Below are 15574 nucleotides of genomic sequence, written 5' to 3' on the forward strand. Positions count from 1 at the left end.
CCCGGCCCTCTGTCGAGGGGGTCAGTGTATCACAGAGCCCAGCTTGAAGATGGGGAGGTACATGGCCACGACCATGCCGCCGACCAGCACCCCGAGCACCACCATGATGATGGGTTCGAGCAGGCTGGTGAGGCCGTCGACCATGTCGTCCACCTCCTGTTCGAAAATGGCGGCGACCTTGGAGAGCATGTCGTCGATGGCGCCGGATTCCTCACCGATCATCACCATCTGGGTCACCATGTCGGGGAAAAGATCCACGGTGCGCATGGCGACGTTGATCTGCATGCCGGCCACCACCTCGTTGCGAATGGCCATGGTCGCAGTGCGATAGACATAGTTGCCGGATGCTCCGGCCGCCGAGACCAGGGCATCCACCAGCGGGATACCGGCGGAGAAGGTGGTGGAGAGGGTGCGGGCAAAGCGGGCCATGGCCGCCTTGTGCAGTATGTTGCCCACCACGGGAATGGTGAGGATGAACTTGTCCGTGTTGTCCCTGACCTTCTGGGATTTTCGCCAGGCCCGCACATAGAGGAAGACGGCGAGAGCAGCGCCGCCAAAGATGGCGTACCACCACTCCTGCATGAAGCGGGAGATGGCGATGACGAACCGGGTGAAGGCGGGCAGCTCGGCACCGAAGCTCTTGAAGATATCCTCGAACTGGGGAATGACGAAGAGCAGCAGGATGGAGGTGACGACGATGGCCACCAGAATGACCATGGACGGATAGAACATGGCCTTCTTGATCTTGGATTTGAGGGCTTCGTTCTTCTCGCGGTAGATGGCGATACGGTCGTAGATGGTCTCCAGGGCACCGGATTGCTCCCCGGCCTCGACCAGGTCGCAATAGAGGTCGTCGAAGTGGCGGGGATGGCGGCGCAACGCCTCCGAGAGCGGGGTGCCCGTTTCCACATCGGCGGCGATCTGGCCGATGAGCTCGCGCACCGCCGCTTTCTCGTGGCCGCGAGCAATGATCTGAAGACTTTGCACCAGAGGCACGCCGGCGGAGAGCATGGTTGTGATCTGGCGGGAGATGACGGCTATGTCCATCGGCTTGATCTTGGCGCCGCCCTTGGAGAAGAGCCCCTGGCTCTGCTTGCTGACCCTGGTGACGTTGACGCCCTGCTTGCGCAGCTCGGCCTTGACGGTGGTGATGCTGTCGGCTTGCAGCTCGCCGGAGACCTTCTGTCCCTTGCGGTTGACGCCGTGCCAGCGGTAGGAGAAGACTTTTTTCGGTGCGTTGCGTTTTTGAGCTAATGTGGCCATCACTGCATCCTGCAATTGGGCGACGTTGGCCGGATGCTGCTGCCTGTCCGGCTCATCTTGGCTTGAAGAAGGTCATCGGGGTGATGGCAGCGGCTTCACCTGGCGAGATGACACGGGCACTGCGAACTCAGTTGGTGGTGATCCTGTTGATTTCGGCCAGGCTGGTGACGCCAAGACGCGCTTTCTCGAGGCCGGATGTACGCAGGGTGCGCATCCCTTCTTTTTGGGCTATCGCGGCAATCTGCAGCGAGTTGGCTCCCTGCATGATGAGTTTGGCGATGTTGTCGGACATCAGCATGATCTCATAGATGCCGACCCGGCCTCTGTAGCCTCCCGAGCACTCCTTGCATCCCACGGGTTTGAACAGCCGCAAACCGGCGGCCAGTTGCTGCTGGGTGAAGCCCAGCTCCAGCAACTCGGCTTCCGGCACCACTTCCGGCGCCTTGCAGTGATCGCAGAGTTTGCGGGCAAGGCGCTGGGCCATGATGAGGGTGACCGAAGAGGCGATGTTGAAGGCCGGCACCCCCATGTTCATCATCCGGGTGAGCGTTTCTGCCGCCGAGTTGGTGTGCAGGGTGGAGAGCACCAGGTGACCGGTCTGGGCGGCCTTGATGGCGATCTCGGCGGTTTCCAAATCCCGTATCTCCCCCACCATGACGATGTCGGGATCCTGGCGCAGGAAGGAGCGCAGGGCGCTGGCGAAGGTGAGCCCCGCCTTGGGATTGATCTGCACCTGGTTGACGCCGGGCAGGTTTATCTCGACCGGATCTTCGGCGGTGGAGATATTGACCTCGCTGGTGTTGAGGATGTTGAGGCCGGTATAGAGTGAGACCGTCTTGCCTGACCCCGTCGGGCCGGTCACCAGGATCATGCCCTGAGGTTTGGAGAGGGCGTGCAGGTATTGCGTCTTCTGCCGGTCATCAAAGCCGAGTTGATCGATATTGAGCCGGGCGGCCGAGGAGTCCAGCAACCGGATCACGATCTTTTCGCCCCACATGGTGGGCAGGGTGTTGACCCGCATGTCCATGGATCTGTTGCGTGAGATCTTGAGCTTGATGCGGCCATCCTGGGGCAGGCGCCGTTCGGCAATATCGAGCCGCGCCATCACCTTGAGGCGAGCCGCGAAGCGGTTGGCCAGGTTGACCGGCGGCGTGGCGACTTCGTGCAGTATGCCGTCTACCCGAAAGCGGATCCGGTACTTGGTCTCGTAGGGTTCGAAATGCAGGTCGGAGGCCCCGCGCTTGATGGCATCCATCATGATCTTGTGGATGTATTTGACGATGGGGGCATCATCGTCCGCGGTGTTGACGCTCTCGTCGAGGCGGGAACTCTCGTCGGAGACCTCGAGTTCGGAGATCTCGGCCTCGTCGATATGATCCATGCCCAGGGTATCCTGCTCGCTCTCCATCAGCTTGCCGATGGCGGCGGTCAGCTTGCTCTCTTCAACCAGCTGGGCTTCCGTATGCAGGCCGAAGCTGAAGCCAAAATCCTCCAGAGCCGACACATTGGTCGGATCGGACATGGCGATATAGAGGGTATGCCCCTGGGTGTAGATGGGCAGGACATGGTGCTTTTCAATCAGCTTTTGATTGAGGTATTTCTGCGGGATCTCGGCGAGATCAAAGGCCGCCAGATCCAGCAGAGGTACCCCATATTCCAGCTCGCAGAAATCAGCGAGGGCTTTGCTGTCGAGGATGTCGTTTTCAATCAGGAAGGTGACAAAGGGCTTGCGCTGCGCCTTGGCCTGGCTCAGATAGCGCTGTGAGTCCGGCTCACTGAGGAGGGAAGAAGCGGCCAGGCTGGTGGCCAGGCCGCTATTGAGGCTAGAGGTCATGCGTTAGCAATAGCCATCTTGCTTGCAGGTTCCAGACGTGACCCAGTTTATTTGTTCACCAGGTACTGTAGAAGTTGTTAATGCTGGGCTTGCACTTAGTATGTATGTTGATTCTTTGGCAGAATCAAAAGTAGCTGAGGATCTGACTGTAATTGCACCGGCAGTTGTAACATCGGTAGAAACGGGAGTCTTAACATACTCTTGGTTATCAACTGCTGCAGAAAGAGCAGCAAAGGCTCTTGCTCCGCAGCCAGTCGAAGTATTCATAATTTCTGCGTTGTCTCTAGCTCCTTGGACACACACCTCTATAGCTGTTTTTGCTGGGCCTATAGCTGCAATTACTTCTGAGAATTTAGCTCGTTTGGTATAGGTCTGATACGCCGGCAAGGCGATGGCGGCGAGGATGGCGACGATCGCAACGACGATCATCAATTCGATTAGCGTAAACCCTGACTGTCTTTTCATGTCAAATATCCTTTTTTCCATGTTTCCTGATAAGCACCGGTGGAATGCTATCCACGCTGGTATCTTATCCGAGCGCTTCGGGTTGGTAACAGAGGCGGGGACCTTGTTAGCCACTTTTATGTCATTTAGTGAAATGTGTAGAAAAATCAAAGATTAAATGGCTTCTATTGGCACTTGTCATGAGGCGGGAGGGCTCATCTTCATACTCCTTATGTCGTGGGATCCTGCATAAAGAAAAGGCGCCGATGGCGCCTTTTGCAAGTTTCGAGCCCTGTAATATTTTTGGGCACGAGCAACGGATGGGGCTTGCTCAAGCCTCGACAAAGCGCATGGAGAGATCCAGTGCCCGCACATGCTTGGTCAGCGCTCCCACCGAGATGAAGTCGATCCCGGTCGCGGCGTATCCGGCAAGGGTATCGAGGGTGACGTTGCCGGAGACTTCCAGCTTGGCTCTGCCCTGATTGAGGCGAACGGCTTCCTGCATCATGGGGATGTCGAAGTTGTCCAGCATCACGATGTCGGCCCGTGCGGCCAGGGCCTGCTCCAGCTCGGCCAGGGATTCGACCTCGACTTCCACCGGTTTGTCCGGATTGAGACGGCGCGCTTCGCTGATTGCTTCAGCGATGCCGCCGCAGGCGAGAATGTGGTTCTCCTTGATGAGGTAGGCATCAAACAGACCGATACGGTGGTTTTTGCCGCCGCCGCAGGTGACCGCATATTTCTGGGCGCTGCGCAGGCCGGGCAGGGTCTTGCGGGTATCGAGCAGGCGGCAGTCAGTGCCTTCCAGCTCGGCCACATAACGGGCGGTCAGGGTGGCGACCCCGGAAAGGGTCTGCACGAAGTTCAGCGCATTGCGCTCGCCGGTCAGCAGCACGCGGGCGGGGCCATGGAGGCGGAACAGCTCCTGATTGGGGGCAAGGCGTTCACCATCTTGCACTTTCCACTCGACCTTCACTTCGCCACCGAGCTGGGCAAACACCTCGTCGACCCAGGGCTGGCCGCAGAAGACGCCCGCCTCGCGGGTGATGACTCGCGCGGTCGAGATGCGATCGGCCGGGATCAGCTGGGCCGTGATGTCGGCGCTGGCATCCGGTTGATCCAGCGCGGTGAGGGCATCGCCCAAGTCTTCGAGAAGTGCGGCGCGCACGGCGCGGCGGATGTCCTGTTGTAACATGCCTTATTCCTGCAAGGGTCTGAGAAGCAATTGCCTGTCTTTCTGGCGCAATTCCAGCCTGCCCAGGGCATTCATGCCCACCAGGATCTCCTCCCCGTCGGCAGCCGGATTGATAAAGACGGACAAATCGTACAGGGTCAGCGGACCCATCGCCAGACTTTCGATCCGGCCGGTTTCGACCTGGATCTCTCCGGCTGCCGTGTTGACACGGCTGCGGCCCGTGGCGACGAGGCCGAGCCGGGCGGCCACCTGGCTCGGTATGGTCACCCGGGTTGCTCCTGTGTCCAGCAGCAGTTGCACCGGCTGGTCGTTGATGGCACCCTCCAGACGATAATGGCCGCTGGCATCGGCCCTGAGCAGCAGATCGCCGCTGGCGGTCACCGACGGTTGTTCACGACCATGAAAGTAGAGGGTCAGCAGACCCAGCAGCGAGAGCCAGGCGAGCAGCCAGAGACGGCGTGCCATCGGGTGCATAGTGTGTCCCATATCGCGCGAGTGAATGGCTCAGCCTAACATAGCGTTATCCATGAATTCAGAGACTTGTTCCCAGTTTTCCCATCCCGCCAGAGGCACATCGCTTCCATTTGTGAGTCGAGCAGACGATGACACAACCCACAACCCTGTTTTCCATCGATCGAGAAGGATGGTGCGAGCAGGCCCGCAAGGTGCCTTCCCCCCATCACAATGAGAGGCTCAGCCCGGAGGATGTCTCCTTGCTGGTGATACACGGCATCAGCCTGCCCCCCGGGCAGTTTGGTGGCCCCTTTATCGACGAGCTGTTTCTGGGGCGGCTCGATCCCGGTGCTCACCCCTATTTCGCCGGTATTCATCAACTGAGGGTCTCGGCCCACTGCCTGATCCGCCGCGATGGGGAACTGGTACAGTACGTGCCTTTTGGCGCCAGGGCATGGCATGCGGGAGTCTCGAGCTGGGAGGGGAGGGAGGCGTGCAACGATTTTTCCATCGGGATCGAACTGGAAGGGACCGACGAGCTTCCCTACAGCGACAAGCAATACGAGGTGCTGTCGGACCTCAGCCGGGCGATTGTTCACCGTTATCCCGCCATCACGGCGGACCGTATCGTCGGCCACTGCGACATCGCGCCGGGCCGCAAGACGGATCCAGGTGACAGTTTCGAATGGCCTCGCTATCGGGAAAAGCTCCACTTTGAGTGAAAAATCTAAAAATTATTTTGTGTTTTTAGAATCAATGGCTTGCCTTGTCTGGCAAGCCATTGTTCATGCTGTTGAACAAATGTTATCGGTGAGCAAGCTCACAAATATTGGTCAGACCATTTTCTATGAGCTATATCATGATTCCGCGTTTTTACCCCCAAAGTGGCAGCCTGGCTTCTTGATTCAGATCATCTTTTGGGTGGACTTTTTTCAAGCCCTCTGCTAATTTTCGCCCCAACCATAAAATTGGTAATACCAATTTAACAAAGTAGCCTCATGCCCTATATCAAGATAACTCAGCCCAAGCTGGCCGACGCCATTGTCGCCGAGCTGGAAAGCATGATTCTGGAAGGCAGCCTGCAGCCGGGCCAGAAGTTGCCGCCCGAGCGGGAACTCGCCATCCAGTTTCAGGTGTCGCGCCCTTCCTTGCGCGAAGCCATCCAGCGCCTGGAAGCGAGAGGACTCTTGTATCGTCGTCAGGGCGGTGGCACTTACGTACAAAATGCCCTGAGCAAGGGGATCGCCGACCCCCTGTTCGAACTGCTCAGCACTCACCCGGAAGCCCAGTACGACCTGCTGGAGTTTCGTCACGCGCTGGAAGGCATCTGTGCCTACTATGCGGCGCTGCGGGGCACCGAGGCTGATTTCGAACGGATTCGCCTGGCGCAAGCCGCCATCGAAGAAGCCGGTCAGCAAGGGTCGCTGGTGGTCGAATCGGCCGCCGTGACCCAGTTCTATCTGGCCGTGGCCGAGGCCTCCCACAACGTGGTGCTGCTGCACCTGTTGCGGGCCATGGGCCCCATGCTCGAGCAGAACATTTTACGCAATAACGAAATTTTGAATCGCCGTCCGGGAGTGGTCGCCAAGATCCGTCGCCATCGTGCGAGCCTGATCGAGGCTATCCTGTCGGGGGCTCCGGAGCGGGCCAGGGCTGCTTGTCATGAGCACCTGGCCTTTATCGAGGACACCTTGTTGGATATGCAGAGGGAAGACAGCCGGATCCAGCGATCCATGCGTCGGATCCGTCAGCAGGAAAACTAATCCCACAAGGCTTTCTTAATTGTCGAATGCTTGCGCCCTTCGCCGTGCAATGCCGTGCAATCACAACAACATAGGAACCAGCCATGTCTGATATCCTGAAGAACGATGTGGACCCGATAGAAACGCTGGAGTGGCTTGCCTCTCTGGAATCCCTGCTGCGTGAAGAGGGTCCGCAACGCGCTCAGTTCATCCTTGAACAGTTGGCCGAGAAAGCCCGCGCAAGCGGTGTGGACGTGGCTGCCAAGGCAAACCGCGACTACATCAACACCATCCCGTCCAGCGACGAGCCGGCTTACCCGGGCGACCTGGAAATGGAACGCCGCATTCGCGCCATCATCCGCTGGAACGCCATGATGATCGTGCTGCGCGCCTCCAAGAAAGACCTGGACCTGGGTGGTCACATGTCTTCCTTCGCTTCTTCCGCGACCATCTATGAAGTCTGCTACAACCACTTCTTCCGTGCCCGCAACGAGAAGGACGGTGGCGATCTGGTCTACTTCCAGGGTCACATCTCCCCGGGCATCTACGCCCGTGCCTTCGCCGAAGGTCGCCTGACCGAAGAGCAACTGGACAACTTCCGTCAGGAAGTGGATGGCAAGGGTATCCCTTCCTACCCGCACCCGAAACTGATGCCGGAATTCTGGCAGTTCCCGACCGTCTCCATGGGTCTGGGCCCCATCGCCGCCATCTATCAGGCGCGCTTCCTGAAGTACCTGACCGACCGTGGCATCAAGGATTGCTCCGAGCAGACCGTTTACGCCTTCCTGGGTGACGGCGAGATGGACGAGCCGGAAGCCAAGGGTGCCCTGACCGTTGCCGTGCGTGAAAAGCTCGACAACCTGGTGTTCGTGGTCAACTGCAACCTGCAACGTCTGGACGGCCCGGTTGTGGGCAACGGCAAGGTCATCAACGAGCTGGAAGGCCTGTTCTCCGGCGCCGGCTGGGACGTCACCAAGGTCATCTGGGGTCGCAAGTGGGATGAGCTGCTGAAGAAAGACACTTCCGGCAAGCTGATCCAGCTGATGAACGAAACCGTGGACGGTGACTACCAGACCATGAAGTCCCGCGACGGCGCCTACGTTCGCGAGCACTTCTTCAACCGTTACCCGGAAACCGCCGCGCTGGTCAAAGACATGACCGACGAGGAGATCTTCGCCCTGAACCGCGGTGGTCACGACCCCCGTAAACTGTTTGCCGCCTTCACCAAGGCCGCAGAGACCAAGGGCAAGCCGACCGTGATCCTGGCCAAGACCATCAAGGGTTATGGCATGGGCGAAGCGGCCGAAGGCAAGAACATCGCTCACCAGGTCAAGAAGATGGATCTGGGCTCCGTGCGTCACCTGCGCGATCGTTTCAACCTGCCGGTGACCGACGAGCAGCTGGAAAACCTGCCGTACCTGAAGATCGAAGAGGGTACCGAAGAGCACAAGTACCTGCACGCCCGTCGTGCCGCACTGAAGGGCTATGTACCGACCCGTCTGCGCGAAAGCACCACCAAGCTGGAAATCCCGGCGCTGGATGCCTTCGGTCCGCTGCTGGGCGAACAGGCGCGCGAAATCTCCACCACCATGGCGTTCGTGCGTTCCCTGAACGTGATGCTGAAAGACAAGTCCATCGGCAAGCGCATCGTGCCGATCCTGGCTGACGAAGCCCGTACCTTTGGTATGGAAGGCCTGTTCCGCCAGATCGGTATCTACAGCCCGCACGGTCAGCAGTACACCCCGCAAGACCGCGACATCGTCTCCTACTACAAGGAAGACAAGCAGGGTCAGGTTCTGCAAGACGGTATCAACGAGCTGGGCGCCATGTCCTCCTGGCTGGCTGCTGCAACCTCTTACAGCACCAACGACTGCCCGATGATCCCGTTCTACATCTACTACTCCATGTTCGGCTTCCAGCGGATCGGCGACATGGCGTGGGCAGCCGGCGACCAGCAAGCCCGTGGCTTCCTGCTGGGCGCGACCTCCGGTCGTACCACTCTTAACGGCGAAGGTCTGCAGCACGAAGATGGTCACAGCCACATCCTGGCCGGCACCATCCCGAACTGCATCTCCTACGACCCGTCCTACGCCTACGAAGTGGCGGTGATCGTACAGGACGGCCTGCGCCGCATGTACGGTGAGAACCCGGAGAACGTGTTCTACTACATCACTACCCTGAACGAGAACTACGCCATGCCGGCCATGCCGGAAGGCGCCGAGGAAGGCATCCGCAAGGGTATCTACAAGCTGGAATCCGTGGCCGGTACCAAGGCCAAGGTACAGCTGCTGGGTTGTGGTTCCATCCTGGGTCACGTGCGCACTGCCGCCCAGATCCTGGCCAGCGAGTACGGCGTGGGTTCCGACGTGTTCAGCGTCACCTCCTTCAACGAACTGGCTCGTGACGGTCAGGACGCGGATCGCTGGAACATGCTGCACCCGACCGCCGAAGCGCGTGTGCCCTACATCGCTCAGGTACTGGGCAGCGAAGCCACCATCGCTGCGACTGACTACATGAAGTCCTTCGCCGATCAGGTGCGTGCCTTCGTTCCGACCGAGAACTACCGTGTACTGGGTACCGACGGTTACGGCCGCTCCGACAGCCGTGCCAACCTGCGTCGTCACTTCGAAGTGAACGAGTTCTACGTAGTGGTTGCTGCCCTGACCGAACTGGCCAAGCGCGGCGAGGTAGACAAGCAGGTTGTGGCCGAAGCCATCGCCAAGTACGGCATCGATGCCGACAAGGTCAACCCGCTGTACGCGTAAGAGGATTGAGTGTCGCGCCGGGTATCCGGCGCGACCTTGCCTGGGTTTAAACGGATAACGCGGGATGCGCGTGGTGATGCTCAGGCAGCCACGCGAATGCACGCAAGAGGATAAAGCGCAATGTCCAAACAGATTATGGTGCCGGATATCGGTGCCGATGAAGTTGAAGTCACCGAGATCATGGTGGCCGTGGGTGACAAGGTCGAGCTGGACCAGTCCCTGATCGCCGTGGAAGGTGACAAGGCCTCCATGGAAGTCCCGGCCCCCGCCGCCGGTATCGTCAAAGAGATCCTGATCAAGGTGGGCGACAAGGTTGCCACCGGTTCCCAGATCATGGTCTTCGAAGCCGAGGGCGCTGCCGCACCGGCTCCGGTCCAGGCTGCTGCCCCGGTTGCTGCCGCGCCGGCCGCCGCTCCTGCTGCTGCCGCTCGCCAGGACGTCAACGTGCCGGACATCGGTGGTGACGAAGTCGAAGTGACTGACATCATGGTTGCCGTGGGCGACATGGTTGAAGCCGACCAGTCCATCATCGCCGTGGAAGGTGACAAGGCCTCCATGGAAGTGCCTGCACCGTTCGCCGGTCGCGTGGTCGAGATCAAGGTTGCCGCCGGCGCCAAGGTTTCTACCGGCTCCCTGGTGATGGTCTTCGAAGTGGCGGGCGCAGCCCCGGCCGCTGTTGCTGCGCCGGCTCCTGCTGCTGCCCCAGTGGCTGCCGCTGCTCCGGTTGCCGCCGGTGCCAAGGACGTCAACGTGCCGGACATCGGCGGTGACGAAGTGGAAGTGACCGAAATCATGGTCGCCGTGGGTGACAAGGTTGAAGCCGACCAGTCCCTGATCACCGTGGAAGGCGACAAGGCCTCCATGGAAGTGCCTGCACCGTTCGCCGGTGTGGTCAAGGAGATCAAGGTGAAGGCGGGTGACAAGGTCTCCACCGGTTCCCTGATCATGGTATTCGAAGTGGCGGGTGCCGCTCCGGCTGCCGTGGCTGCTCCGGCTCCTGCCGCAGCGCCTGTTGCTGCCGCGCCGGCTGCCGCCGCTCCTGCGCCGGTTGCCCAGGCTGCTGCCGCCTCCGATTTCGTGGCCAACGACGCCTATGTCCACGCCTCCCCGGCTGTACGCCGTCTGGCGCGCGAGTTCGGTGTCAACCTGGCCAAGGTGAAAGCCTCCGGTCGCAAGGGTCGCATCGTCAAAGAAGACGTGCAGGCTTACGTGAAGGATGCGGTCAAGCGCGCCGAGTCCGCTCCGGCTGCCGGCACCGGTACTGGCAACGGCATGAGCGTCGTGGCCTGGCCGAAGGTTGATTTCAGCAAGTTCGGCCCTGTCGAAGAGCTGGAACTGACCCGTATCCAGAAGATCTCCGGTCCTGCCCTGCACCGCAACTGGGCCATGATCCCCCACGTCACCCAGTTCGACGAAGCCGATACCACGGATCTGGAAGCGTTCCGCAAAGAGCAGAACATCCTGGCCGAGAAGCAGAAGCTGGACGTGAAGATCACCCCGCTGGTGTTCATCCTGAAGGCGGCCGCCAAGGCCCTGGAAGCCCATCCGCGCTTCTGCAGCGCCCTGTCCGAAGACGGCAGCAAGCTGATCATGAAGAAGTACATCCACATCGGTGTGGCGGTGGATACCCCCAACGGTCTGGTGGTTCCGGTGGTTCGCGACGTCAACAAGAAGGGCATCCACGAGCTGTCCCGCGATCTGGCCGAGATCTCCAAGAAGGCCCGTGCTGGCAAGCTGACCGCTGCCGACATGCAGGGCGGTTGCTTCACCATCTCCAGCCTGGGTGGCATCGGCGGTACCAGCTTTACCCCGATCGTCAACGCGCCGGAAGTGGCCATCCTGGGCGTCTCCAAGTCCGAGATGAAGCCGAAGTGGAACGGTAAAGAGTTTGTGCCGCGCCTGATGCTGCCGCTGGCTCTGAGCTACGACCACCGCGTCATCGATGGCGCCGACGGTGCCCGCTTCATCACCACCCTGAGTGGTGTGTTGTCCGACATTCGTCGACTGGTCCTGTAAGTGAGAGGGCGGGCCCAGAGCCCGCCCTTTTTGCTTCTCATTTCGTTAACAGGATTGTAAACTTGCCCCGTTTTTTTCACGGCTGCAGCGGCCTTGTTTGGCATAAGACTGTGCTGTCCGGGGATATAAGAACGACAAAGAGGTCATGATGAGTAAAGAAATCAAAACCCAGGTCGTAGTACTGGGTGCTGGCCCTGCCGGTTATTCCGCTGCCTTCCGTGCGGCTGACTTGGGTCTGGATACCATTATCGTCGAGCGTTACTCCACCCTGGGTGGCGTCTGCCTGAACGTGGGTTGCATCCCGTCCAAGGCACTGCTGCACGTCGCCAAAGTCATTGAAGAAGCCAAGGCGCTGGCCGAGCACGGCATCGTCTTCGGTGCCCCGCAGACCGACATCGACAAGGTGCGTCTGTGGAAAGAGAAGGTCATCAACCAGCTGACCGGCGGTCTGGCTGGCATGGCCAAGATGCGTAAAGTCCAGGTCGTGAACGGCTTCGGCAAGTTCACCGGTCCGAACACGCTGGAAGTGGAAGGCGCCGACGGCAAGACCACCGTCACCTTCGACAACGCCATCATCGCCGCCGGTTCCCGTCCGGTGAAGCTGCCGTTCATCCCCCATGACGACCCCCGCGTATGGGACTCTACCGATGCGCTGGAACTGACGACCGTTCCTGGCAAGCTGCTGGTCATCGGTGGCGGCATCATCGGTCTGGAGATGGGTACCGTGTACTCCTCCCTGGGTTCCGAGATCGACGTGGTGGAATTTGCCGACCAGCTGGTACCGGCTGCCGACAAAGACATCGTCAAGATCTACACCAAGCGCGTTGCCAAGAAATTCAACATCATGCTGGAGACCAAGGTCACCGCCGTTGAAGCCCGTGAAGACGGCCTGTACGTCTCCTACGAAGGCAAGCACGCCCCGGCCGAGCCGGTTCGCTACGACAACGTGCTGGTTGCCGTGGGTCGTGTGCCGAACGGCAAGATGCTGGATGCCGAGAAGGCCGGTGTTGCCGTCAACGAGCGCGGTTTCATCGAAGTGGACAAGCAGCTGCGTACCAACGTGGCCCACATCCACGCCATCGGCGACATCGTCGGTCAGCCCATGCTGGCCCACAAGGGTGTACACGAAGGCCACGTGGCGGCCGAAGTCATCGCCGGCAAGAAGCACTACTTCGACCCGAAAGTGATCCCGTCCATCGCCTATACCGAGCCTGAGATGGCCTGGGTGGGTCTGACCGAGAAGGAAGCCAAGCAACAGGGTCTGAACTTCGAAGTCGCCACCTTCCCGTGGGCTGCCTCCGGTCGCGCCATCGCGTCCGACTGCTCCGACGGCATGACCAAGCTGATCTTCGACAAGGAGAGCGGCCGCGTCATCGGTGGTGCCATCGTGGGTACCAACGGCGGTGAACTGCTGGGTGAAATCGGTCTGGCCATCGAGATGGGTGCCGACGCCGAAGACATCGCGCTGACCATCCACGCTCACCCGACTCTGCACGAGTCCGTGGGTCTGGCTGCCGAAGTGTTCGAAGGCTCCATCACCGACCTGCCGAACGCCAAGGCCAAGAAGAAAAAATAATCTTCTGCCCGTTTCATAAGAAAAGCCGCTCCATGGAGCGGCTTTTTGTTGTCTGTCTTTCGGCACCCAGCGGTCAGCAGCGCCCCTTCTTGGCCTGTCCCGGTGGGCAGAAGGTACCGTAGCCTCCGCGATCCCCGTCGCTGACCCGGATCCGGGTATCGTCCACGCTCACGTCGGCACCGTGCACCCGCACGGGCCCGCTGCTGCAGGCGCTGAGCAGCCCCCCCAGCACTATCATCACGACCAGCTTGCCCATAACTCCTCCTCTCATTTTCCTGATTATGGGGCATTTTCAGAAGCCGGTGGAGGTGGCGCAAAAGCGCCTGCGTCACGGCTTGCCGTGGTGGCGACAGAGGGCGCCGCTGCGCCCTCTGTCGGGTGATGAAATGGGAGTCAAAAGTTACAGCCGGAAGTTGCCGACCAGCTTGTCGAGCTCGCCGGAGAGGTGCTGCAGGTTGCGGCTCGACTCGGTCAGGTGATGGGCGATATCGGCGGTCTCCATGGTGAGCTGGTTGATGTCTTCCACGTTGCGGTTGAGTTCGCCCACCACGCTCGACTGCTCTTCGGTGGCGGTGGCGACCTGGATGTTCATGTCGCTGATCTGGGTGATGTGCCCGGTGATCTGGTCGAGGGCGCCGTTGGCCTCGTCGGCCTGGGTCACCACCCGCAGGCTCTGGTTGCGCCCCTGGGCCATGGCGCTGACGGCGCGGGCGCTCTGCTCCTGGAGGCTGTTGATCATGCCCTGGATCTCGGCGGTGGAGGCGGCGGAGCGGCTGGCGAGGTTGCGCACCTCGTCGGCCACCACGGCGAAGCCACGGCCCTGCTCGCCGGCGCGGGCGGCCTCGATGGCGGCGTTGAGGGCAAGCAGGTTGGTCTGCTCCGAGATGCTGCGGATGGTGTCGAGGATGCTGCCGATGGAGTCGGTCTGGCTCGCCAGTGACTCGATGACCCCGGCGACCTGTTCGATTTCACCGGAGAGGCCGACGATGCCGTGACGGGCCTGGGCGACGACCTGGGCCCCCGCATCGGCCTGCTCGTTGGCCTGCTTGGCGACGTCGGCTGCCAGGGATGCATTGCCGGCGATCTCGGTGACGGTGGCCCCCATCTCGTGGATGGCGGTGGCGACCTGGACGGTGCGATCCCGTTGGGCGGTGCAGTTGTGCTGGGTGAGCTGGGCCTTGGCAGCCACCTCGCTGGCGGTGGCGGCTACCTGGCGGGAGTTGCTCGCCACCTGCACGATGGCCCCGTGGATCCGGGTCACGAATTGGTTGAAGCTGTGGGCAATCTCGGCCAGCTCGTCCTTGCCGGTGAGACTGGCGCGGCTGTCGAGGGCGAGGTGGCGGGCCACTTCGCCAATATGGGATTGCAGGAAGGAGACCCGGCGGCGCAGCCCGATGAGGATGAGGGTCGAGACGAGCAGCGAGATGGCGATGGCGATGACGATGATGGCGATCATCTGGGTACGACCGCTGTCATAGCTGTTTTCGCTCAGGTCGTTGCGATGCTGGGCCTGACCTATCAACCCGTCGAGCAGCTCATTGGCGCCCTTGCGCATGACCCCGTAGCTCTGGCTGTAGCGATCCCGGTAGATGGCGCGTGCCTCGTCCATCTTGTTGTCAGAGAGCGCCTGCAACATGGGGGTCAGCTCATCCCGCTCCACCCGGGTGAATTGATCGAGCAGGGTCTGGGCCTTGGCCCGGGCGTCCGGATCGACCTGGGCCTTGACGGCCTGCTCCATGGCCTGGCGCATCTCGGGAATGTCTTCCTCGCGGGTCTCCTTGACCCGGGTCAGCACCCCCTTTTCGTCGCGCAGGGAGGTGTCCTGCAGCAGCATCATGTCGATGCCGACGCGCATGCGCGGGATGCGGGAGGCCACTTCCGCCATGGCCCGCATGGGGGTGGCGGTATTCTGGAACAGCTCTTCGGCCTGCTGCCTGATGTTGTCCATGCTGCGCAGACTGGCGGCGCCAACCAGCAGCAGGGCGAGACAGGGCACGGTGACGGCCAGGATCAGTTGGGTTTTGATGGTGAGGTTGCCTGCCAGCATGTTGACTCCTTGGTGTGTTGCTGTGTCGCTACTGTAGCGGCTCGTCATGACGGTTCGCCGTCATGGGGGTCGGTATTCCCTGTCGACCCGGTGAAAAAAGGTTCATCGCGGCTTTCCGGGGAAGGCCGCCTTGATTTTCAGAAAAAAGTATTCTGAGTCCCTAAATCCATATGCCATGCGCTTTATCACTTTGATCTTGTTGTTCACCCCTTCCAGCACACTCGTGTGCATCGGGTAGT

General features: G+C 60.5%; 13 protein-coding genes. 5 read left to right on the plus strand and 8 right to left on the minus strand.

Features of this window, described 5'->3' with window-relative positions:
* Positions 1-21: 21 nt before the first annotated feature.
* From J9889_RS03540 to J9889_RS03560, 5 genes are all read right to left on the minus strand, one after another.
* Complete coding sequence (locus J9889_RS03540; RefSeq protein WP_010675822.1) at positions 22-1263, minus strand: type II secretion system F family protein; 1242 nt, start codon at positions 1261-1263, stop codon at positions 22-24.
* Positions 1264-1390: 127 nt separating this feature from the next.
* On the minus strand, positions 1391-3097 hold the full coding sequence (gene tapB / locus J9889_RS03545; protein ID WP_210555977.1) for a PilB family type IVa pilus assembly ATPase TapB: 1707 nt from the start codon (positions 3095-3097) through the stop codon (positions 1391-1393).
* A gap of 3 nt (positions 3098-3100) precedes the next feature.
* On the minus strand, positions 3101-3562 hold the full coding sequence (locus tag J9889_RS24455; RefSeq protein WP_282597934.1) for a prepilin-type N-terminal cleavage/methylation domain-containing protein: 462 nt from the start codon (positions 3560-3562) through the stop codon (positions 3101-3103).
* A 310-nt stretch (positions 3563-3872) separates the two neighbouring features.
* Complete coding sequence (nadC, locus tag J9889_RS03555) at positions 3873-4736, minus strand: carboxylating nicotinate-nucleotide diphosphorylase (protein WP_042864860.1); 864 nt, start codon at positions 4734-4736, stop codon at positions 3873-3875.
* Positions 4737-4739: 3 nt separating this feature from the next.
* Positions 4740-5210 (minus strand): retropepsin-like aspartic protease, encoded by a 471-nt coding sequence (locus J9889_RS03560; RefSeq protein WP_042015101.1) that lies wholly within the window; start codon positions 5208-5210, stop codon positions 4740-4742.
* 128 nt (positions 5211-5338) lie between these two features.
* Here J9889_RS03560 and ampD point away from each other — a divergent pair, with 128 nt between their 5' ends.
* The 5 genes from ampD (at position 5339) to lpdA (ending at position 13288) form a co-directional block, all read left to right on the plus strand.
* Positions 5339-5911 carry a 1,6-anhydro-N-acetylmuramyl-L-alanine amidase AmpD gene (gene ampD / locus J9889_RS03565; RefSeq protein ID WP_109421774.1) on the plus strand — a complete coding sequence of 191 codons (573 nt, stop codon included), beginning with the start codon at positions 5339-5341 and terminating at the stop codon, positions 5909-5911.
* A 276-nt stretch (positions 5912-6187) separates the two neighbouring features.
* Positions 6188-6952, plus strand: coding sequence for a pyruvate dehydrogenase complex transcriptional repressor PdhR (gene pdhR, locus J9889_RS03570; RefSeq protein ID WP_010675815.1), 765 nt, complete (start codon positions 6188-6190; stop codon positions 6950-6952).
* 83 nt (positions 6953-7035) lie between these two features.
* The gene (gene aceE / locus J9889_RS03575) at positions 7036-9696 is read left to right on the plus strand and encodes a pyruvate dehydrogenase (acetyl-transferring), homodimeric type (RefSeq protein WP_201921357.1); all 2661 of its coding nucleotides are present in this window, start codon (positions 7036-7038) and stop codon (positions 9694-9696) included.
* Between the two features lie 120 nt (positions 9697-9816).
* On the plus strand, positions 9817-11712 hold the full coding sequence (gene aceF / locus J9889_RS03580) for a pyruvate dehydrogenase complex dihydrolipoyllysine-residue acetyltransferase (protein WP_128296222.1): 1896 nt from the start codon (positions 9817-9819) through the stop codon (positions 11710-11712).
* 148 nt (positions 11713-11860) lie between these two features.
* On the plus strand, positions 11861-13288 hold the full coding sequence (gene lpdA, locus J9889_RS03585; RefSeq protein ID WP_010675812.1) for a dihydrolipoyl dehydrogenase: 1428 nt from the start codon (positions 11861-11863) through the stop codon (positions 13286-13288).
* Between the two features lie 73 nt (positions 13289-13361).
* On the opposite strand, the gene J9889_RS03590 is transcribed toward lpdA, so the two are convergent.
* The 3 genes from J9889_RS03590 to J9889_RS03600 all read right to left on the minus strand — a co-directional run.
* Positions 13362-13544, minus strand: coding sequence for a hypothetical protein (locus J9889_RS03590; RefSeq protein ID WP_017779057.1), 183 nt, complete (start codon positions 13542-13544; stop codon positions 13362-13364).
* Between the two features lie 144 nt (positions 13545-13688).
* A complete protein-coding gene (locus tag J9889_RS03595) occupies positions 13689-15335 on the minus strand; it encodes a methyl-accepting chemotaxis protein (protein WP_143238133.1) in 1647 nt (548 codons plus the stop codon).
* Between the two features lie 102 nt (positions 15336-15437).
* Positions 15438-15574 (minus strand): transposase (locus J9889_RS03600; RefSeq protein ID WP_210538105.1); only part of this gene is annotated, 137 nt, incomplete at its 5' end.

This window comes from Aeromonas sp. PrichA-15, from assembly GCF_017939245.1.
GTDB classification, from domain to species: Bacteria; Pseudomonadota; Gammaproteobacteria; order Enterobacterales; family Aeromonadaceae; genus Aeromonas; species Aeromonas caviae.

What these genes read in the sequence shown, in the direction of transcription:
- aceF (WP_128296222.1), top strand. Translation starts at nt 9,817, where the DNA reads ATGTCCAAACAGATTATGGTGCCGGATATCGGTGCCGATGAAGTTGAA.
- aceE (WP_201921357.1), top strand. Translation starts at nt 7,036, where the DNA reads ATGTCTGATATCCTGAAGAACGATGTGGACCCGATAGAAACGCTGGAG.
- ampD (WP_109421774.1), top strand. Translation starts at nt 5,339, where the DNA reads ATGACACAACCCACAACCCTGTTTTCCATCGATCGAGAAGGATGGTGC.
- nadC (WP_042864860.1), bottom strand. Translation starts at nt 4,736, where the DNA reads ATGTTACAACAGGACATCCGCCGCGCCGTGCGCGCCGCACTTCTCGAA.
- J9889_RS03590 (WP_017779057.1), bottom strand. Translation starts at nt 13,544, where the DNA reads ATGGGCAAGCTGGTCGTGATGATAGTGCTGGGGGGGCTGCTCAGCGCC.
- lpdA (WP_010675812.1), top strand. Translation starts at nt 11,861, where the DNA reads ATGAGTAAAGAAATCAAAACCCAGGTCGTAGTACTGGGTGCTGGCCCT.
- J9889_RS24455 (WP_282597934.1), bottom strand. Translation starts at nt 3,562, where the DNA reads ATGAAAAGACAGTCAGGGTTTACGCTAATCGAATTGATGATCGTCGTT.
- J9889_RS03540 (WP_010675822.1), bottom strand. Translation starts at nt 1,263, where the DNA reads ATGGCCACATTAGCTCAAAAACGCAACGCACCGAAAAAAGTCTTCTCC.
- J9889_RS03560 (WP_042015101.1), bottom strand. Translation starts at nt 5,210, where the DNA reads ATGCACCCGATGGCACGCCGTCTCTGGCTGCTCGCCTGGCTCTCGCTG.
- pdhR (WP_010675815.1), top strand. Translation starts at nt 6,188, where the DNA reads ATGCCCTATATCAAGATAACTCAGCCCAAGCTGGCCGACGCCATTGTC.
- tapB (WP_210555977.1), bottom strand. Translation starts at nt 3,097, where the DNA reads ATGACCTCTAGCCTCAATAGCGGCCTGGCCACCAGCCTGGCCGCTTCT.
- J9889_RS03595 (WP_143238133.1), bottom strand. Translation starts at nt 15,335, where the DNA reads ATGCTGGCAGGCAACCTCACCATCAAAACCCAACTGATCCTGGCCGTC.